The sequence below is a fragment of the Algoriphagus sp. NBT04N3 genome, assembly GCF_019443765.1.
GTDB classification, from domain to species: domain Bacteria; phylum Bacteroidota; class Bacteroidia; order Cytophagales; family Cyclobacteriaceae; genus Algoriphagus; species Algoriphagus ornithinivorans.
In genome coordinates this window covers 1,529,057-1,549,667 of the sequence record NZ_CP048415.1, presented here as the reverse complement: position 1 = coordinate 1,549,667, position 20,611 = coordinate 1,529,057, and the positions used below count along the sequence as shown (strand labels likewise).

The following is a 20,611-nucleotide window of genomic DNA, read 5'->3' as shown; positions in this document are numbered from 1 at the left end:
CACCCCGAAAAGAAAGATTTATGCAAAGTATATATAAAACCTTTTTCGCCTTCCTGATTGCCTTGACGCCTTTTATGGCTCTGGCTCAGATTGATGGGGAATTCGTAAAGCCTCGTTCAGGCAAATTCTTGTTGCAAAATGCAACGGTTCATACGATCACAAAGGGGGTTCTTTCCAATACCTCAGTATTGATAGAGAATGGAAAAATCGCCCAGATTGGTAGCTCAATCCAAGCTGCTGATGCAGAAATAATTGATTGCAGAGGAATGGTGATCTATCCAGGGATGATCGATAGCGGTACTACTCTGGGTTTGGTGGAAGTCAACTCAGTGGCTGAAACTGTAGACTATCAGGAGATAGGTAATTTTACTCCCAATATGCAAGCTTTGACAGCAGTGAATCCAAACTCTGAAGCGGTACCTGTTACTCGAGTTTCTGGAGTCACTACGGTATTGTCTGTTCCTCAGGGAGGTTTATTTCCGGGAACTGCCGCTTTGATCAATTTGGTGGGTTATACTCCAGATCAAATGTATGCTGGTTTTAAGGCTGTGGTCATGAACTTCCCTAGTTCTGCAAGAAGGGGAAGATTTGATCGCAGATCAGACGAGGATATCAAAAAAGACAATGAGAAAGCTCAAAAGGAAGCAAATGAGTTGTGGGAAAAAGCTAAGAACTACCATGAACTGACTTCCAAGGGTGCTACTCTGGAGTATTATCCTGAAATTGCCCAATTGGCAAAAGTTGTTGCTGGTGAACTTCCTCTAATGATTGAAGTTAATGCCGCTGCAGATATTCAAAATGCCATCAAGTGGGTAGCTGATAAAAAAGCGAAGGTAATTTTCTCTGGTGTTGATGAAGGATGGAGAGTTGCCGATGAAATTGCCAAAGCTGGGATCCCAGTTTTGACAGGACCTGTTCAGGATCTACCTACCCGTCAGTCAGATCGCTATGATGCAGCTTATGCCAATGCAGGAAAAATGGCTAAAGCAGGAGTAAAAGTTGCTCTGAGAACCAATGATTCTGAAAATGTAAGAAATCTGCCTTTCCACGCTGCTTTTGCCGCAGCTTATGGTTTAGGTAAGGAAGAAGCATGGAAAGCGGTGACTATCAATCCTGCTGAAATATTCGGCTTGGCTGATCAATTGGGTTCTGTGGAAGTTGGAAAGGTTGCTAACCTAATCGTATCCACTGAAGATCCGTTTGAAACAAGAGCTCAAATCATGCATGTCTTTATCAACGGATATAGAATTCCTTTGAGCAATAGACATATCAGATTGTATCAAGAGTTTTTGGAAAGATCTCCTGCATTGAAGAAAAACTAATCAGGAACCTTTAATTTTAAACCACAAGTGAATCCTTTCCTCAAAGGATAGCTTGTGGTTTTCTTTTACAAATCTAACCCTATGAAGAAGGTAAATATTTTAGTCTCTTTTTTATTAATTATTGGCTTCCAAGCCTGCAATACTTCCAATCAAAAAGACCAAGTTCTCAATCAAATTGAAGAAATGCGCAAAGAAGTCGCGCCCGATAAGAGAGTGGCAATCTGGGATCTTCAGTATGAAAATGGAACGCTTAGCGGTGAAACAGATCAGATTGAGGCCTTAAATCAAATTTTAGCATCCTTGGAATCACAGGGAATAGAAGTGAGGGATCAAGTAATGCGTCTACCTTCGGCAGAACTTGGAGATAAGACCCGAGCATTGGTTACTATCTCTGTTGCCAACATCCGAAGTCAGCCCAAGCATTCTGCAGAATTGGCTACTCAAGCACTTTTGGGCACACCTTTACGAGTTTTGAAAAAGGATGACTCTTGGTATTTGGTGCAAACTCCTGATGGTTATTTATCCTGGGTAGATCAGGCTGGAATCCAGTTAATGACTGAAGATGAATTAGCAAATTGGTTTATACAATCCAAGGTAGTTTTTACCCCTTTATCTGGACATGTTTGGCAAGACCCGTCTCAATCAATGATGGTTTCTGATTTGGTAGCCGGAAATATTTTGGCAGTCGAAGAAGTGCAATCAGAATGGCTGGAAGTTATTCTCCCAGATGGGCGAAAGGGATGGGTTCAGGCTTCAGAAGTAATGCCATGGGAACAATGGATAGCGTCTAGAGAAACCAGCCCAACCAACTTGGTTAGCACTGCCAAGTCTATGATGGGAATTCCCTATTTGTGGGGAGGAACTTCCATTAAAGGAGTGGATTGTAGTGGCTTTACCAAAACCATTTTTTACCTCAATGGAAAGGTAATCCCAAGAGATGCCTCACAGCAGGTAAACGAAGGTTTAGAAGTGGATACTGATAAGAATTGGAATAATTTGGAAGTGGGAGACCTCTTATTTTTTGGTGAAAAAGCTACTGAAGAAAAGAAAGAACGCGTAGTGCATGTAGGAATGTGGATTGGAAATAATGAGTTTATTCATTCTAGAGGAAGAGTGAGAATCTCCAGCTTTGATCCAAATAGCCCAAATTATGATGAGTACGAACTCAATCGTTACTTAAGAACAAAAAGAATTATTAACCAACAATCAGACGGGGTAATCTCTGTTTCTGAATTATTGACCAGCAAGTAATATGAACTTAAATAAAACAACCTTACTCCTCTTTGGAGCTTTGAGCGTCAGCATCTCGCTTCAGGCTCAAGATGGCTTCTTTACAAAAAGTCAAGCCAAGCAAAAATCTGTTGAAGCTGCATATCTGAAATCGGTCAACTATGATCGTTTCAAAGTTCATCTTCAGGAATTAACCAAAAACCCACATATCGCGGGTACTCCTGAAAACGAACTCGTACAGCAATACATGGCTAAAATTATGGAGGATGCGGGTATGAGTGTGAAGCTTTACCCCTATGATGTATATCTTCCTAATGACCCGGGGGAATCTCATTTAGAGATAGTATCCCCTGTTCAGATGAAGCTTTCGCAACAGGAAGCTGTTCTCGAAGAAGATCCTTTTTCTTCAGACCCAAGACTACATTTAGGCTTCAATGCCTTTTCTGGAAGCGGTGATGTGACTGCAGAGGTGGTTTATGTCAATTATGGTACTCGGGAAGATTTTCAGAAACTGAAAGAAATGGGGATTGACCTGACTGGAAAAGTTGCCATAGCTAGGTATGGAGGGAATTTTAGAGGATAAAAAGCCAAGTTTGCAGAACAAGCTGGAGCTATTGGTTTGGTGGTTTATACTGACCCTAAGGACAATGGATTTACCAAAGGCGATGTGTATCCTGATGGGCCCTATTACAATGAAACAACCATTCAAAGAGGCTCTATGCTAACATTGGATTGGACAGGAGATCCATTGACTCCTTATGAACCCGCATTGCCTTTGGATGGACCAGTAAAAGTAGATCGCCTGGACCCTAAAGATGTCGCATTGCATAAAATTCCTGTCACTCCTATTGGATATGGTGCAGCAAAGGAAATCCTTTCTAGAATGACTGGTCAGGCAGTTCCTAAAGAATGGCAAGGTGGTTTGCCTTTTGACTATAAAATTGAAGGTGGCTCTGACCTGAAGGTCCGTGTGATGGTAGATCAGCCCATCAATTTTATCCGGGCAAATAATGTGATTGGAACTTTTGAAGGAGCCAAATATCCAGACGAATGGATTATACTAGGCTCCCATTTTGATGCTTGGAGCTTCGGTGCCACAGATCCTAATTCAGGAACAGCCATGCTGCTTACTTTGGCGGAAGCTCTGGGAGAGTTGGTGAAAAACGGCGAAAGACCTGCCCGCTCAATCATGATCGGCCATTGGGATGCAGAGGAACAAGGTGTAATTGGATCTACAGAATGGGTAGAACACTTTAGAGATGAATTAGGAGCAAAGGCGGTAACTTATATGAATTTCGATGGAGGAGTTTCAGGAAGAAACTTTGGAGCTTCAGCTGCCCCAACCCTCAAAAAACTAATTATCGATGCATCTAAAGAAGTGATGTATCCGGATTCTGCAAAAACGGTATTTCAAGTTTGGGCTGGTGATAAAAAGGAACCTGGGATTGGAAATTTAGGAGGAGGTTCAGATCATATCGCATTTTACATGCATGTGGGTGTACCTAGCTTAAGTGGCGGTGCAGGAGGTATAAGTGCCTATCATAGCAACTATGATAACTTTCACTACTACAGCAAGTTTGTAGATCCTTCCTTCAAAATGGGTGGAGCTGTTGCTCAACTATTTGGCTTGGTAGCATTGAGGATGGCTAATGGTGAAGTAATTCCTTACGATGTCCCTCGCTATGCTCAGGATTTAAAAGGACATTTTGCGCAAGCTGTGAAAAACGTTCAGGGAATAGCTCCAGATTTCAAGGAATTTAATCTAGTCAATGCTGCACTGAATAAGTTGGAAAGTAGCTCTACAGCCTATCAGACCAAATTAAACGCAGCGTTGAATAAAGGGAATTTGTCTGCATCAAAAATTAAAAGTATCAATCAGGAATTAATTGGCTTGGAAAAAAGCTGGATAGATCCACAGGGTATGTATTATGGGGATTGGTATAAGTCTCTATATGTTTGCAATGATCCTTTCTCAGGCTATGCTTCTTGGATTCTTCCGGGAATTCAATACGAAGTAGCAATTGAGCGAACAGAAAAATTAGAAGAATGGGATGAAAGATATGCTGCTGCCATTTTGAGCTTAGCAGAAAAAATCGATCGAATCTCAGCAAGTCTGTAAAATTAAATCCCGGCCATTATTTTGGCCGGGATTTTTAATACACTGCTTTTTCTAATTGATCTTGTAAGTAAGTTTTTAACTCCTCTCCTACTTCTACTTTGATCTCACCTGGGAGCCCAAGAATAAATCTTGCAATACCTGGGAGTTGAGGAACTTCGCCTTCAAAATAGTATTGATTTCTATTTCTGATATTCATAAAAGGCCTTGCATTAGGATGCTCCTCCATCATGAGTTGATAAGCCTTCTTACTCATTTTTAGTCTGACTTTGAATTGCTTTTTACCGGTAAACCCAAATAAGGATTCCTCAGGCAATTCATGTTTAGCACTAAACTTCCATGAATCGTTTGTGATGAGCACTTCTCCTATTCGCTCAATTTTAAAAATTTTCATGGCTTTGCTTTCCACTTCCAGGGCATGAATAGATTCATAATTACTGGAAAAAGCCACTGGTTCGACTAATCTATCACTCGTTGTATCAGAACTCAAGGAATAGTATTCTCTCAGCCAAATCTGCTTTCTGTCTTGAATTGCTTTTCCAATTTCATCTACCAAGCGACCTAAATTGGCTTTAAACAGTTCTGCCGTTCCCTGTTTCAGCTCAGACTTTAACTGAAGCTTTTGAAGCACGGAGTCTTTCAAGAGGTTTTTCTTCCCCTGTGACTCTATAAGGCTTTTAAGCCATTGGCTCTCTTCAGGAGAAAAACTTCCGTAATGTAAAGTTGCATCCTGCCCCGCTGGTTCTTTGAGTTTGTATTTGCTAAACTCTTTGATGACCTCGAAACCCAAAGCCTCCAATAATTTGAAATAGCGGTAAATGGTTCTCTCATCTGTTTCCAGAAGTTCAGCCAATCTGTGCACAGGTTTCCCAATATTCCCCTGCAAGAGGTTGATTAACTTAAATACACGAAGGATTTTTTGCTGTTCTACTTTTCCTGCTTGAGCCATTGATTCCAAAATTAGGTTATCAAAATTAGAGTATTCCTTGGATAATTTTGGATTTATGACACAATTTGTCAAAGAATGAATTAGGGGTATTTAAGGTGGGGAGAGAGAAAGTTCCATACCTCCGGCACGGAGAGGGTTCATTAAATCTTTATTCTACCTAGCTTAAATCCCTACGGGATAAATATCTCGTCGCAGGCATATCTCGATAAAATCTTGAAGAATATCTTCTGATCTAATCGGCCTTTTCTATTTATTTCGCCGAAGGAGTATTTCTAATTATTTCAACTTTATTTCCATCATATCTTGCTGGCACGATGTAGTCGTTTCCAAATGGAGATCTCGGGCCAGCGCTGGGGAAATGAAACTACATTTTAAACCCCGAGTTGCACTCGGGGCTATTATAAATTTCGACCCCTTCAGGGTCTAAGACTCTTGGACCAGTGGTTAAAACCCCTGCCTGTCCGCCGTGGCGGGGCTAAAAAATCACGCTCCTTTGGAGCTTTTGAAAGTAGGATTTCATTAGTCAAATCTCAACCTCCTGATAGTTGAAATCAAAATGGTACTAACCCTAAAATTTGACTAAGGGCTATTTGAACCTTGAACCTTGAACATTTGAACTAATAAAACCGATCAATAATATCCAAAAGCTTTGGGCTTCAATTACTCAATTAACCAATTACACAATTACTCCTTTTCTTACCGCAGGCGTATTTCCATTTATTTCAATTGTATTTCCTCTAAATCTTTCTCTTAATCCAAAATCAAAAAATAATAGTCTACCTTTCAAGTACATATTTTTCCTAATTTTGATTCTATCATGAAATCTTTTTTAGCCAATGTATATCCTTCCAAATGGCAAATCAGTTCTATTGGAAGTCTTATGCTTTTTCTATTCTGGCTCTTTGGCTACGATGGAATCACATTCAGTGATGATGTCTATTATATCCTTGCAGGAAAAGAGTTTTGGAATGGAACCATGGAAGTGGGCTCCTATCACTTTTCCAGTCGCTGGGGAGCTTTTGTACCTGCCGGTTTTTTCAGCCTTTTATTTGACTGGGATATACATTGGATCTCTTTGGTATCTTTCTTAAGCTACTGGGCTACCTATTATTTGCTCCTGCAATTTTTTTCCTCAAAAAATGAAAGACTCATCCTCACACTCTGGTTTTTAACGCATGTCTATTTCTTGCATTTTCTAACAAAAATCTACCCGGACAGCCTTTTGGTTCTTTGGTGCACTTTATTTGTAGCAGCTGCAAGCTTGCGCTTCGAAAAACCCTTTATCTCTGGTATTACCATGGTTTTCGCTTTGTTCATGGGCTTCATCACGAAAGAAACCATCGTTTTTCTGGCTCCTTTTCCTATCCTTTTATTTCTTTTTGACTTTAATTCAAAGCCTGTCCAGAAGTCATTTTATATTACCTTGGTAGCATGTGGGATTACAGCAGCCCTGCTCTATCTGGGGTATTTCTGGGCTAAATTTGGAGATCCTTTCTACAGAGTTACCTCTATCAATGCAGGACATTATGTATCCGAATTCACCTATGCCGACAAGGGAATTTCCAGCATAATCAAAAGGATCACATATTCTCCTTTTCTAACATTCATTGAACGGGCTTATTGGCCTTGGATAGTTCTTGCTATTCCTGGATTTTGGAAATTATGGAAAGAAAGGTCTCATCCTGAGTTCACCCTTGCTTTCATTTGCCTGATTCTTGGATTTTGGTTTATGAGCTCTACGCTGGAATTTTATAACCCTATTTACCTCAATCCTAGACATCTGATTATTCTAATACCCTTTCTTTCCTTTTTTATCGCAAAAGGGTGGGATACTTGGATCAATTCCTTCAAATGGAAGCAATTGCTCGCTAATTTACTCCTATTAGGCTTGACTTATTCCGCAATTACTTCGGATTGGAAAATGGCATTTTTCCAATTGGCTTTGGGTATTTGTTTGTGGATTCAGTATAAAAATTTCCGCCTGATTGGAATAGCGATTTTATTGCTTTTCCCTGCCATTTATTCCTTTTACTATCAGCATCAAATCAAGCAATATCAAAGTCTTCTAAATCAACTGGATTCAGAAGTAGAGGAAACAGCAGAATCACCTATCCTGATAAATAACTTTCTGGATTTCAGTAAAAAAATACTTTTGGAAGGAGATTCTGAAGAAATGGAAAAGTTGATTCCGATTGAAAAAGCTGACTCTATCATCGCTTTAAAGCCAGAAAAAATCAGACTTTTTCTCTATCAATATTACCAACATGCCTATCCTAAAGAGGAGGTGGATGTGAGTAATTTTGAAAATGCCATACCTATCAATTATTCCTTGGAATCAAGCAAAACCGAGGGACTTATTGAAACCAGAACCTATACAAGAAAGGATTAATACTTTCTTTTCTTTTGGCCGATCGCAAAAATCCGGTTCACATTAAATCCTAATCTAAACTCCTCTCCCGGTACGCCATTGCCACCTGCCAATAAATATTGCTCATTTAAAGCCTGAGAGGTCACGAAATACATTTGGAATACGTGTCCGCCTGCTTCCACATCCCAGCCTATACCTACATTACTTCTTAAATCTGAATTAAGATTTGGAATGTATTGCAGAGTTAAAGAAGATCGGTCTGTCACCTTGAATTTTCCGCTCAAGCCAAGGGCAAGATAAAAATTCTGATCTCCTTCAATCTGATAAACAGATCTCGGATCTACAAAATAAGCCATCATCGGTGTAAGCTGTAGGGATATTTTTTCAGAAAACTTTCTAGCCAACATTACCTGTCCAAAATAACTGCTACGCTCAGAGAAATTAGGCGCAGGCTCAGGAAGGAAATCATAACGGGAAGTATTGACACCTGCTCCACCAGCCAAACTTAAACTGAAAGGCATTTTGTCATTTTGAGTTTGCTCAAGGAGCAAATAACGCCCATACAAATTATAGACCTTGTCTCTACTGCTACGGGAAATACCTGCTGATAATTTGTCGGTCAAGGCAAACTCAAAGCTAAATTGAATATTTGCTCCATTGTCCAAACCAAAAAGGTTCTCAATTCCACCGTTCAATGTGCCAAAGGTGTGCATAATCGCAAAGTGCATGGATTTTTTATCCAATGGCTCCACAGTTAATATATTGATGTGGCGGGGAGCATGAAAAATTAGATCAACCGGTTGATTTTCATTTTCAAGTTTTCGCTCCAACTGTGCGAAAGAAGAAAAGGAAATCATTAAAAAGGCAATAAATGCTATTTTTTTCATCATTTTTTGGGTTTGAGAGTGGCGTTTATGCTAACTTCTTGCTTCTCTGCCAGTTCATAAAAAACCAATTTAGGGAGCGGAATCTCGTAATCTCCCAGAAGGATATCAAATTTGGCTTTCAACTCTAGGTTTCCACTAGAGGTCTTCTGGAGATTTCCGGTAATTTCCACGTTTCTTTCTATCCCATGGATTTTAAACTTACCAACCACAGCCACTGGGTATGTTGTACCGGTATTCAGAGCAGGGATAGATTTCATTTTTCCAGTAAACTCTGCAAAGGGAAATTTATCCGTTTCCAGGTAGTTTTCCCTCATATGCCTATCTCGTAGGCCTATTCCAGTTTTTAAAGTATTTAAATCCAAATAAAAGTCCACCAAATTTTTCTCCAGATCAATCAGCCCTTTGAGCTTTTCAGATTCTCCTGTAAACTCATTTAATGGAGCTTTAGAAAGGAATATAGCCTCTCCACTTTCAGTTTTAAAACTCTGACTGAAAGCGAGAGAAGGTAAAAAAAATAAAAATGCAATTATCAGATTTCTCATTACTTAGTAATGGTTAAAATATTGTTGTTGATACTTGTTGAAAATGATCTCAAAGCCTGATTGGCAGGTCCTTTTAAGACATTTCCGTTGGTATCAAACTCAGAACCATGACAGGTACAAGTGAATTTATTGCTTCCAAATGTCCAGTTTCTATCACAACCTGAGTGCGTACAAACTGAAGTCATCGCGCTGTAAGATCCACCAACATTAACGATTAAAGTTTGAGCATCAACTACCAACAACCAGCCGCCTGCTGTTTTCAATCCAGTCTGAACATCCAGGTCAATTCTAACAGTATTACCAGAAATGGTGATACCATTTGATCCTCCTCCTGATGTAGGTGGGTTTTGAGGGGGTTGTTGAGGGTCCATGTCCTCAGAACTCGAGCATGCAGTGAAAAATCCAAGTCCGAAAATGGACATTACAGCTATTGATCCTGATTTCTCTAAGAACTCTCTTCTTGAGGAGCTCAGGTTTCCTGATTTTGTTTCAATTTTTTTCATTTCCTTTCTATGTCGTTACATTTTTACTAACGAGATAAAAAGCAATTGTGGATTAAAAATGTTTGAGAAAAGATTAAAAGTGCTTTCTATCAAGAATCTCCTTTAGGACGATGGCATCTTTCATGGAAGAGGAGTTTTTCAGAAGCCTAGCATAAGGGTTGGACCTAATAGACTTTCTGGATTCTTCTCTTTCTACCACTGATGGGATTTCTGGAACCCCTTTCGAAGTCTTGCTAAGATCCGATTTGGTTTTATTGAATGCTCCTTCGTAATACTGAATTTCATCATCCTGCTCCTCCAAGGACTTGTATTTGGTCTTCCATGGCAACTCCTCTACTGTCTCCGGCATTTGAACAGGGGCAGGTTCTTTTTTGATGGGTTTGGGAGCTTCCTGCGTTCTTGGTTTTTTCTGTTGATCCCGGATTTCACGGAGTAGGTCCTCGAAACTAGTTCCTTGCTCGGGTTGATTGGTTGGAGTATCAGAAGGGTCTACACCTTCCTCAGATTTCTTTTTCCGCGTAGCAGTGTAAATGAAATAAGCCAAAACGGCCAAAATGTAAAGGATATTTCCCAAGTCCATAGCTTGAAGATAATAGAATTTGGGTGGATTGTTGAGAGTAGGTCTAAAATTTAGATTGGAATGATAAAATTTAATGTAGGCCTTCCATACCTACGGCATGGTGATGAATTCGATTCCAATTTGCTACCGAGCTAAAATCCCTCTGGGATTTGGGTAGGCTTTGGGGTGCTGTGTCTCAGCGAGATCTCGAGCCAGCGCTGGGAAATAGATTTGACTCTTGGACCAGGGGTTAAAACCCCTGCCTGTCCGTATTCTAAGGTTTAAGCAAGAAGATTTTCAGTTTTTTTTCATGCGGCATATTTTAGTATGTCTACATAGCTGGAATTTCGGTTGACAACAGCAAAAGCCCTTGCAATAAGTTTATTTCTGATAATATTAAGTGTGCTCATTTTGCTTTTCCCTTCACCGGTTCTTCTCTTGTAATAGGTCTTCATCTCAGTGCTGTATTGGATGGCTGTGCCTGCACATAATGTCAGCAGTGTTTTAATTCTCTTATTCGCCAGCGGACTGGTTTTGGTTCTCCCTCGATAGGATGTACCTGACTGGTTGGGAAACGGTGCTGTTCCTGCATAACTGGCAAACTTTCTCCAGCTATCGAATAGGGTAAACCCTTCTGTTAAGACGATAAGTGCAACAGCTGTCTGTGGGCCTATGCCCTTGATAGAGTTAATCAGCTTATATTGGTTCATTAACAGTTCATCTTTGCGTAAAAGTTTGTCTATTTCTTTCTCCACGGTTTGGATCTGCTTATCCAAACAAGCGATCACTTCGGTATTGGATTTTTGATAGACTTTTAATTTGATTTCTGAAACTACAGCTTCATATTCTTTGATACGGGTGATGTAAGCTGCTCTGTCTTTTACAAGTCGCTCTCTGTAATTAAACAGCTTTTTGAGATCCTGGATGACCTTTTTGGGAAGAACAGTGGGGATAATCTTCTCCTGCTTTTCATAAAGATATTCAGCTATGTCTTTAGAGTCTGCCTTGTCTGACTTACCTCTTCTTATTCCCAAGGATCGCTTTAATTCAAGTCCTGAGATGATATAAAATGGTAGGGAGTGCTTTTCAAGAAACAAAGCAAGTTCTGAAGAATAAATCCCAGTGGATTCAAATCCGAAAAGCAGTTCTTCTGCGAGTATTAACCCAGAGTTTTCCATTACCCATTCCACCAGCTCCTGGTAACCTTTCTCATTATTTTCAAAGACTGCGTGGCATTGGTTGATCTTCAGATAGGCATCAAGTGTAGATTTACTTACATCGACTCCAATAATTGATTTGAATTTCATAATTTAGACATTGAAGTTTAACAAATGAGAGTTGCGGAAACTAAAACCTTTAACAGGCCTAAAGCCTAAAATTCTAACTGGTTACTGGCAACTCAACTAAGAATGGGGACTGATACAGGCAAGAGGTCGCTAGCCTAGCCGTGGCGAAAGTTCACCCCATTCTTTTTTAATTTATTCAATATCTGAGTCACTTAATAATCGTTAAGATATTAGCTCTGATTTTCTCAAATAATTCTACTTTGCAAACCTAAAGGCCGTGGCGGCGCTAATAAATTACGCTCCTTCAGAGCTTTTGATATAGGTTCTATTTATGGTTTATCTTGCCGAAGGCATATCTGGCTCGACGGAGGAGAGCCTATCTTGCGAAGCATATCTGTCGAATTGTATTTCGCCGCAGGCGTATTTCTATTTATTTCAATTTTATCTCGAAAATCTCCCTACAAAAAAATCGTTTTCATCTTGCTGGCATTCGGTTTTTATGTCACAATTGAAATTGTGCGCCAGCGCTGGGGATGCAATTATCCGATTATTACCCCGAGTTGCACTCGGGCCTGCCCGACTCAGGCGGGGCTAATAAATTACGCTCCTTCAGAGCTTTTGATATAGGTTCTATTTATGGTATATCTCGCCGAAGGCATATCTGGCTCAACGGAGGAGAGACTATCTTGCAAAGCATATCTGTTGAATATTATTTCGCCGCAGGCATATTTCATTTTATTTCCACTGTATTTCTATTCTATCTCCCCTTAGGCACATTTCTATCTATTTCAACTATATTTCTCACACCATTTATTTCCTCTAAAGTCTTTTAATTTTTGCCAATTCCTTCAAATGATACTATTTTACTTGCTTTTAGAAAGAGGATAAAATCACATGCTACTTAGTAAACTGGAGATCAAGGGCTTTAAGAGTTTTGGCGACCGAATGGTCATCAATTTTGACAAAGGTATTACCGGTGTCGTGGGGCCTAATGGTTGCGGAAAATCCAATGTAGTCGATGCCATCCGCTGGGTCTTGGGTGAACAAAAAACCCGAATGCTCCGCTCGGATAAAATGGAAAATGTGATTTTCAATGGCACCAAAAACCGAAAGCCTTCCAACTTGGCTGAAGTGTCCCTCACTTTTGAAAACACCAAAAACCTCCTCCCTACTGAATATACCCATGTCACCATCACCCGTCGCTATTATCGCTCCGGGGAAAGTGAATATCAGATCAATGGGGTTACCTGTCGATTGAAGGACATTACGAATCTCTTCATGGACACAGGAATCAACTCGAATTCCTATGCCATCATCGAGCTGAAAATGATTGATGAGTTGCTCAATGATAAAAACAACTCTCGACGCGAACTCTTCGAAGAAGCTGCCGGAATCTCCAAGTTCAAAACCCGAAAGAAAGAAACACTTCGCAAACTAGAAGACACAGATGCTGACCTAGCAAGGGTGGAAGATTTGCTTTATGAGATTGAGAAAAACCTCAAATCCTTAGAAAAGCAGGCAAAACAGGCAGCTAAATACTTTGAAATCAAAGCTGAATACAAGTCTGCTTCCATCAATCTGGCTAAAAAAAGTATAGAGAAGTACTCTAAGTCTTTGATTGAAACGAATCAGAAAATTCAGGCGGAATCTGACCGCAAACTTTCCTTCCAAACTCAAATCGCAGACCAAGAGGCTATGTTAAGCCAGTTGAAAGCAGATTTGATTTCTAAGGAAAAACTCTTGGCTTCTCGTCAAAAGACACTCAATGAGCATGTCAATAAGATCCGCTCTTTTGAGTCTGAAAAGAAAATCAAAAATGAGCGTCTCCGCTTTTTGGAAGACAGATCCCAAAAATTACGGGAGCAAATAGATGCTGATAGAAAATCCAATGATAGAGCAGGCTTCTCCATCCGATCCCTTCAACAGGAAATGGAATCTGCGGGAAAAATGCTGGCCGAAAAAGAAGCTGTTGTCTCTGAACTCAGAGCTGCCTACGAATCCCAAAAGGAGATTCAGGCTGAAAAACAATTGCAACAGAAATCTCAGCAACAGGCATTTGAAGGATTGAAGGAAAGAGTTTACCAACTCAGCAAAGACCTAGAAATCAAGCAAATTCAATTATCTACTTTAAAGCAGGAACTTGAGAGAACTTCCTCAGATGATTCCCACCAGGAAGCTTCTTTGGTGGATTTTGAAGCCAAAATAGTAGACTTGAAAGAAGAGCTGGATCAGGCAACAGCGGAATTCACCAGCTTGAAAAACAAGCAGGAAGACCTGGACCAGAAGATCGAGGAATCCAATCGGGTCATTGAGATGATCCGCGAGGAATTGACCACCTCATCCAGAAAATTAGACTCCAAGCAAAACGAATATAACCTCACCAAATCCTTGGTAGAGAATCTGGAAGGTTTTCCAGAGGCTATCAAATTTCTTAAAAAGAACAGTTCTTGGGGAAAAGATATACCCCTCCTCTCCGATCTCTTGACTACGGATGAAAAATACCGGGTTACCATAGAGAATTACCTGGAGGGATACATGAACTACTATGTGGTGGACACCGAAGCACAGGCAATTGCAGCGATCCAATTGCTTTCTGATGCTTCCCGTGGAAAAGCCAATTTCTTTGTTTTGGAGCATTTTGAGCGCTTCAAATCCAGCCAAAGCAAGTTGTTCACGAATGCCATCGCTGCCACCGAAATCATAGAATTTGATGTCAAATACAGTCGTTTGATCAACTTCATTCTGGACAATGTCTACATCGTGCAGGGAGATTACAAGGATTTTCCTCAGGACACCGAGGCTGTGTTTATCTCCGAAAGCGGCAAATACACCAAACGTAAATTCTCCCTTTCCGGTGGTTCTGTAGGCCTTTTCGAAGGAAAAAGAATCGGTAGAGCCAAGAACCTGGAAAAGCTAGACAAGGAGATCAAAGAACTCAATAAGAAAGTTTCTGCTACCCGATCCAATCTGGATCAAAAGCTTTCTGACTTGATGAAGCTGAAGGAGATTTCCTACAAAAAGCAATTGGAGGAAAAGCAGGCAGCGATCAATGAGATCAATCAGTCTTATGTCTCGGTTCGAACCAAAAAAGAACAACTGGCAGAATTACTTTCTTCCAATGCCAACAAGCGAGAGGATATCCTAGATAGAATTGCTGAACTGGAGGAAAGTCTATCCACTATCCAACCGGATTTATTAGAGCAGAGAGGTGAATATGAATCTGCGGCTCAGGATCTGGAAATGCTGACGGAGGACTTGGAGAAAGAATCTTCTTTGCTTTCCGAAAAATCTCAGGCTTTCAACCAGGAAAATATCCTCTATCATCAGCAGCTAAACCGAGTGAATAGCCTGGAGCAGGAGATTGAGTTCAAGCAAAATGCTTATGAGAGTTCCAAGGAGCGTATAGAAAAGTCCCAAGCTGAATTGGCCTCTTTGGATTCAGAAATCAAAGGTCTATTGGAAAACAATGAGATCAAGGATGATGAATTGATTGAATTGTATTCAGAAAAAGAAGGAATAGAAGCTGGGGTTACTGAAGCGGAAAAGGATTATTACGGTAGTCGGGGCTTGATTGATGAAACAGATCAGAAAATCCGCAGTCTACAGAAAGCCAAGGAAAGTCATGATCAATTGTTGCATGAATTACAGAATAGCATCAATGAGATCAAGCTGAAAATGACCTCCATGAAAGAGCGTCTGAGTGTGGAATTCGAGTTGGATCTGGATCAGCTGATGGAGGAAAATCCAGAGTTGGATGAAGAATTTGCAGACTTCTCCGAAGAAGACTTGAGAAGCTTGGTTCAGAAGCATAAAGAGAAGTTGGAGAAAATCGGCCCTATCAACCCAATGGCCATGGAGGCCTACGATGAGATCAAGGAGCGTCATGACTTTATCATTACGCAAAAAGATGACTTGGTGAAGGCTAAGGAATCCTTATTGACCACCATTCAAGAAATCGATGATGTGGCCAAGGAGACCTTTTTGGAGGCATTTGATAAGATCAAGGAGAACTTTATCAAGGTCTTCCGTTCCCTCTTTACAGAGCAGGATGATTGCGACTTAAAGCTGACCGATCCGGACAATCCTTTGGAGTCCAGCATTGAGATTATGGCCAAGCCTAAGGGCAAGCGACCCTTGACTATCAATCAGCTATCTGGGGGAGAAAAGACCTTGACAGCCACTTCCCTACTCTTCTCCATCTATCTGCTCAAACCAGCGCCCTTCTGTATTTTTGATGAGGTGGATGCACCTTTGGACGATGCCAATATTGATAAGTTCAATCAAATTATCCAGCAATTCAGCGGAGAGTCCCAGTTTATCATTGTGACCCACAACAAGCGCACCATGGCCAGTACGGATATTATCTATGGAATCACGATGATTGAGGCGGGCGTGAGTCGAGTAGTGCCGGTGGATTTGAGGGAGTTGGCTTGATTTATTAAGAATTTAGCTAAAGCCCAATTTCAAGCAGTAAATCAATTTAAAAAAACCTCAATTTCAGAAAATAATTTGTACCTGCCTAAGAATGGCCTAATTGCCCGTTAATTTTGAAAATCAACAGAGTATTTGGCAATTAAATAGGAATGTGCGTTCTATTCATTTAGAGAATTATTTTTATTTATAAGGACTTTTACCCAGTGGTTAATGCTAAAAATTTAACCTACCAGTTTATTTTAGGATAAATTTGAATTAGTCAGGGTTTTTCAAAAAGAAAGAAAACTTATAGCAATTAAGGGAGGAATCTGTATTAAAATTAAATCAACCTAAAATAGAAAGGTTTTTAAAAGCATCACCTTAACCAATGTTTGACCAATATAATATCTATTTCAAAACAATAACCAATCAATATTTTAATAGATATAAACTAATCAAAATACGATTTTTTCAAACTGTATATTTAGGATAATTTAAAAATTATTGCTAAAATTCTACCTCTTAACTTTTAGAAATATGGGAAAAGTAGAAAACCCTATGCTTAAGGGAATCAGTGGTAAAATTGGTGGGCTGGTATTTTATCAATCTGGTGGAAATACCTATGTCAGACAAAAACCTGGAAAACAAAGTAAATCAGTAAAAAAACGAACCTCAAGAAGAAAGCGCTTATCTCAGTCTGTCATGAAACAAACTCACCAGTTTTTACGGAAGTTGGTTCCCTTGCTTCGATTTAGTTATCAGGAAATGAAGCAAGGAGCTAGACAACCCTATCATGCAGCTGTTGCCTATATGGCAAAAAATTCTTTTAAATCAGATGGTGATTCCAAAATAATAGACCCTAGTTTACTTAAGCTGAGTGCAGGTTCGCTTAGCGGTCCATTAAATGCGGCTGCTCATTGGTACAAGAATGGGGTTCAATTTACTTGGACAGATAACTCATGGTCAGGATCTGCGAAACCGTCTGACCAAGCACTCTTAATTGCCATTAATCTGGAAGAAGATATCCGAATTTGGAATCATTTAGGAGAAAGAAGAGATAGAGGAGAAGATTTTCTTCCTCTTACACCAACTACGAAAGGTTCTTGGCATGTTTATCTGGCCTTTAGTCAAGAACAATTGCAACAAAAGAAAACCTATGTTTCGGATTCTGTCTATTTGGGAAAAATTAAGCCTTAAGATTAGCACAGTTTTTCAAATAATTTCTCTCATGACCTCCCCCAGCCCCTCCTAGAGGAGGGGGGCGGACACGAATCCGTAAACTTATTTTAGGACGAGTCACAAAGATGAAATTCAAATTGGATCAATTATTCTCTTTGTTCTTTTTTAGGCAAAAAAGAACCAAAAAGCCTTGTCGCAGCTAAGCTTCAACCGCACTAGCCAACGCGCTCCTCGCGGCTGCGACAGCCCACCGCGCCCTTACGAATATTGGTATTGCTTGATTCCTTAAAAATATCCGCATTGTGGGTTTCTACCTCTGCCAGCCCCTACTAAAGGAGGTGAGCGGACACGAACCTTCCAAAGGTTTTCTAATTTGAAAAAATCATTGAAAAATACCTCCTTCATTTTTCTTACTATCCTTTGGAGGGTTTTTAACCCATGTTAACCTCCCCCAGCCCCTCCTAGAGGAGGGGGACGGACACGAATCCGTAAACTTATTTTAGGACGAGTTAAATTGAAAAATCCTCCTTACCCCCTTTAAGAGAAAGGGGATTGGATCCTTCTGATTTAAGACATTAAGATCAAAAATTTAATCTCTTCAAAGCCTGAAAGGCTTGAACTATTCAATAGCCACGCCAGAGGCGCGCAGGCCCGAGTAAGGAGGCGGAGGAACAGAGCTTTCAATTCAGCATTAAAATCGGCCGTCCCTATGGGACTTCGTCAACAATTCAACACCTTATCTGAATTCCAGAGATTGAAATCTCTGGCTAGGAGACCAACCGTCGCTACGCGACTTAACTCTTAATTTAAAGCTCGATGGTACTCAAAGCCTGAAAGGCTTTAACTTTTCAATAGCCTCGGGTGCAACCCGAGGTAAGGAAGGTAAATTATCTCCCAGCGCTGGCGCACAATCTCCGTTTTGAAATGATGACTCAATGCCAGCAAGACAGGAAGAGAAATACATTAGAAATAAAAGAAATACGCCTGCGGCGAAATATTCCTAAACTTGAGGTTATCGATAAGATATTTTTTAAGATAAGAGAAGATATGCCTTTAGCAAGATAAACTATCCATCGAACTCGAATCAAAAGCTCCGAAGGAGCGGAGATTTTTTAGCCAGGGGTTTTAACCCCTGGTACGAACGACACAACCGTCCCCCAGCGCTGGCGCATGGGCTTTGTCTGGATACGGTATCACCATGCCAGCAAGACATCCGAAAAACATTGTGAGTATACCCAATCCCATAGGGATTTTAGCTCGGTAGAAAAAGGATTTAAGATATCCTCTCCATGCCGTAGGTATGGAAGAAGGTAGAAATACGCCTACAAGAAGATAAGATTAATTTCCCATTTAGGATTGTCCTTTCAAATAACCATTTATATCGGCCGTCCCTATGGGACTACATCTAAAAATTCATAACCTTCTTAATTTCCAGAGATTGAAATCTCTGGCTAGGAGACCAATCGTCGCTAAGCGACTTAACTCTTAACTTAAAGCTCGATGGTACTCAAAGCCTGCAAGGCTTTAACTTTTCAATAGCCAGGGGTTTTAACCCCTGGATTCCAAAATGAACCACCCTTCCCCAGCGCTGGCCCTTAATCTCCGTTTGGAAACGATGACTCAATGCCAGCAAGACATTCGAGAAATAAAATGGAAACAGATAGAAATACGCCTGCGGCGAAATATTCCTTAACTCTGGATTATCGATAAGATATTTTTTAAGATAAGAGAAGATATGCCTTTGGCAAGATAAACTATCAATCGAACTCGGATCAAAAGCTCCAAAGGAGCGGAGATTTTTTAGCCAGGGGTTTTAACCCCTGGTACGAACGACACAACCGTCCCCCAGCGCTGGCGCATGGGCTTTGTCTGGATACGGTATCTCCATGCCAGCAAGACATCCGAAAAACATTGTGAGTATACCCAATCCCGTAGGGATTTTAGCTCGGTAGAAAAAGGATTTAAGATATCCTCTCCATGCCGTAGGTATGGAAGAAGGTAGAAATACGCCTACAAGAAGATAAGATTAATTTCCCATTTAGGATTGTCCTTTCAAATAACCATTTATATCGGCCGTCCCTATGGGACTACATCTAAAAATTCATAACCTTCTTAATTTCCAGAGATTAAAATCTCTGGCTAGGAGACCAATCGTCGCTAAGCGACTTAACTCTTAACTTAAAGCTCGATGGTGCTCAAAGCCTGCAAGGCTTTAACTTTTCAATAGCCAGGGGTTTTAACCCCTGGTACGAACGACACAACCGTCCCCCAGCGCTGGCGCATGGGCTTTGTCTGGATACGGTATCTCCATGCCAGCAAGACATCCGAAAAACATTGTGAGTATACCCAATCCCGTAGGGATTTTAGCTCGGTAGAAAAAGGATTTAAGATATCCTCTCCATGCCGTAGGTATGGAAGAAGGTAGAAATACGCCTACAAGAAGATAAGATTAATTTCCCATTTAGGATTGTTCTTTCAAATAACCATTTATATCGGCCGTCCCTATGGGACTTCGTCAACAATTCAACACCTTATCTGAATTCCAGAGATTGAAATCTCTGGCTAGGAGACCAATCGTCGCTAAGCGACTTAACTCTTAACTTAAAGCTCGATGGTACTCAAAGCCTGCAAGGCTTTAACTTTTCAATAGCCAGGGGTTTTAACCCCTGGTAAGAACGACACAACCGTCCCCCAGCGCTGGCGCATGGGCTTTGTCTGGATACGGTATCACCATGCCAGCAAGACATCCGAAAAACATTGTGAGTATACCCAATCCCATAGGGATTTTAGCTCGGTAGAAAAAGGATTTAAGATATCCTCTCCATGCCGTAGGTATGGAAGAAGGTAGAAATACGCCTACAAGAAGATAAGATTAATTTCCCATTTAGGATTGTCCTTTCAAATAACCATTTATATCGGCCGTCCCTATGGGACTACATCTAAAAATTCATAACCTTCTTAATTTCCAGAGATTGAAATCTCTGGCTAGGAGACCAATCGTCGCTAAGCGACTTAACTCTTAACTTAAAGCTCGATGGTACTCAAAGCCTGCAAGGCTTTAACTTTTCAATAGCCAGGGGTTTTAACCCCTGGTACGGAAAACACAACCCTCCCCCAGCGCTGGCCCTTTTACCTTGTTTGGAAACGAAATCTACATGCCAGCAAGATAAAGACGAAATCCAAATTGGATGATTATTAAAAAAACCTCCCGGACCAATAATCCTCCAAGGGATTGGAAACCCTTGGAGGATTTACCT

Annotated in this window: 13 protein-coding genes; 7 read left to right on the top strand and 6 right to left on the bottom strand. The window is 40.5% G+C overall.

Annotated features, from left to right (window positions below):
• Positions 1-20: 20 nt before the first annotated feature.
• From GYM62_RS06625 to GYM62_RS06615, 4 genes are all read left to right on the top strand, one after another.
• On the top strand, positions 21-1,322 hold the full coding sequence (locus tag GYM62_RS06625) for an amidohydrolase family protein (RefSeq protein WP_219958821.1): 1,302 nt from the start codon (positions 21-23) through the stop codon (positions 1,320-1,322).
• A gap of 81 nt (positions 1,323-1,403) precedes the next feature.
• Positions 1,404-2,573: a C40 family peptidase gene (locus tag GYM62_RS06620; RefSeq protein ID WP_219958820.1), complete on the top strand. Its 1,170-nt coding sequence runs from the start codon at positions 1,404-1,406 to the stop codon at positions 2,571-2,573.
• 1 nt (position 2,574) lies between these two features.
• Positions 2,575-3,135 carry a hypothetical protein gene (locus tag GYM62_RS21135; protein WP_339816276.1) on the top strand — a complete coding sequence of 187 codons (561 nt, stop codon included), beginning with the start codon at positions 2,575-2,577 and terminating at the stop codon, positions 3,133-3,135.
• A 39-nt stretch (positions 3,136-3,174) separates the two neighbouring features.
• The gene (locus GYM62_RS06615; protein WP_339816278.1) at positions 3,175-4,671 is read left to right on the top strand and encodes a M28 family peptidase; all 1,497 of its coding nucleotides are present in this window, start codon (positions 3,175-3,177) and stop codon (positions 4,669-4,671) included.
• Positions 4,672-4,705: 34 nt separating this feature from the next.
• Here the strand turns inward: GYM62_RS06615 and GYM62_RS06610 are convergent, their stop codons facing one another.
• Entirely contained in the window at positions 4,706-5,617 is a 912-nt protein-coding gene (locus tag GYM62_RS06610; RefSeq protein ID WP_219958819.1) for a YafY family protein, read from the bottom strand.
• An 817-nt stretch (positions 5,618-6,434) separates the two neighbouring features.
• Here GYM62_RS06610 and GYM62_RS06605 point away from each other — a divergent pair.
• Entirely contained in the window at positions 6,435-8,006 is a 1,572-nt protein-coding gene (locus GYM62_RS06605; protein WP_219958818.1) for a hypothetical protein, read from the top strand.
• On the opposite strand, the gene GYM62_RS06600 is transcribed toward GYM62_RS06605, so the two are convergent.
• The 5 genes from GYM62_RS06600 to GYM62_RS06580 form a co-directional block, all read right to left on the bottom strand.
• Positions 8,003-8,875: a DUF5777 family beta-barrel protein gene (locus GYM62_RS06600; protein ID WP_250161378.1), complete on the bottom strand. Its 873-nt coding sequence runs from the start codon at positions 8,873-8,875 to the stop codon at positions 8,003-8,005. The two genes, GYM62_RS06605 and GYM62_RS06600, sit on opposite strands and share 4 nt — an antisense overlap.
• Positions 8,872-9,414 carry a YceI family protein gene (locus GYM62_RS06595; RefSeq protein ID WP_219958817.1) on the bottom strand — a complete coding sequence of 181 codons (543 nt, stop codon included), beginning with the start codon at positions 9,412-9,414 and terminating at the stop codon, positions 8,872-8,874. Before GYM62_RS06595 ends, GYM62_RS06600 begins: the two co-directional genes overlap by 4 nt.
• Positions 9,414-9,917, bottom strand: a complete 504-nt coding sequence (locus GYM62_RS06590; RefSeq protein WP_091653856.1) for a ubiquinol-cytochrome c reductase iron-sulfur subunit — start codon at positions 9,915-9,917, stop codon at positions 9,414-9,416. Before GYM62_RS06590 ends, GYM62_RS06595 begins: the two co-directional genes overlap by 1 nt.
• Before the next feature lie 73 nt (positions 9,918-9,990).
• Complete coding sequence (locus GYM62_RS06585) at positions 9,991-10,497, bottom strand: hypothetical protein (protein ID WP_219958816.1); 507 nt, start codon at positions 10,495-10,497, stop codon at positions 9,991-9,993.
• A gap of 287 nt (positions 10,498-10,784) precedes the next feature.
• Positions 10,785-11,783, bottom strand: a complete 999-nt coding sequence (locus tag GYM62_RS06580) for an IS110 family transposase (protein WP_219957577.1) — start codon at positions 11,781-11,783, stop codon at positions 10,785-10,787.
• Positions 11,784-12,656: 873 nt separating this feature from the next.
• Here GYM62_RS06580 and smc point away from each other — a divergent pair.
• Positions 12,657-16,196, top strand: coding sequence for a chromosome segregation protein SMC (gene smc, locus GYM62_RS06575; protein ID WP_219958815.1), 3,540 nt, complete (start codon positions 12,657-12,659; stop codon positions 16,194-16,196).
• Positions 16,197-16,712: 516 nt separating this feature from the next.
• On the top strand, positions 16,713-17,372 hold the full coding sequence (locus GYM62_RS06570) for a DUF6266 family protein (protein WP_219958814.1): 660 nt from the start codon (positions 16,713-16,715) through the stop codon (positions 17,370-17,372).
• Positions 17,373-20,611: the final 3,239 nt, after the last annotated feature.

What these genes read in the sequence shown, in the direction of transcription:
- GYM62_RS06625 (WP_219958821.1), top strand. Translation starts at nt 21, where the DNA reads ATGCAAAGTATATATAAAACCTTTTTCGCCTTCCTGATTGCCTTGACG.
- GYM62_RS06620 (WP_219958820.1), top strand. Translation starts at nt 1,404, where the DNA reads ATGAAGAAGGTAAATATTTTAGTCTCTTTTTTATTAATTATTGGCTTC.
- GYM62_RS21135 (WP_339816276.1), top strand. Translation starts at nt 2,575, where the DNA reads ATGAACTTAAATAAAACAACCTTACTCCTCTTTGGAGCTTTGAGCGTC.
- GYM62_RS06610 (WP_219958819.1), bottom strand. Translation starts at nt 5,617, where the DNA reads ATGGCTCAAGCAGGAAAAGTAGAACAGCAAAAAATCCTTCGTGTATTT.
- GYM62_RS06605 (WP_219958818.1), top strand. Translation starts at nt 6,435, where the DNA reads ATGAAATCTTTTTTAGCCAATGTATATCCTTCCAAATGGCAAATCAGT.
- GYM62_RS06600 (WP_250161378.1), bottom strand. Translation starts at nt 8,875, where the DNA reads ATGATGAAAAAAATAGCATTTATTGCCTTTTTAATGATTTCCTTTTCT.
- GYM62_RS06595 (WP_219958817.1), bottom strand. Translation starts at nt 9,414, where the DNA reads ATGAGAAATCTGATAATTGCATTTTTATTTTTTTTACCTTCTCTCGCT.
- GYM62_RS06590 (WP_091653856.1), bottom strand. Translation starts at nt 9,917, where the DNA reads ATGAAAAAAATTGAAACAAAATCAGGAAACCTGAGCTCCTCAAGAAGA.
- GYM62_RS06585 (WP_219958816.1), bottom strand. Translation starts at nt 10,497, where the DNA reads ATGGACTTGGGAAATATCCTTTACATTTTGGCCGTTTTGGCTTATTTC.
- GYM62_RS06580 (WP_219957577.1), bottom strand. Translation starts at nt 11,783, where the DNA reads ATGAAATTCAAATCAATTATTGGAGTCGATGTAAGTAAATCTACACTT.
- smc (WP_219958815.1), top strand. Translation starts at nt 12,657, where the DNA reads ATGCTACTTAGTAAACTGGAGATCAAGGGCTTTAAGAGTTTTGGCGAC.
- GYM62_RS06570 (WP_219958814.1), top strand. Translation starts at nt 16,713, where the DNA reads ATGGGAAAAGTAGAAAACCCTATGCTTAAGGGAATCAGTGGTAAAATT.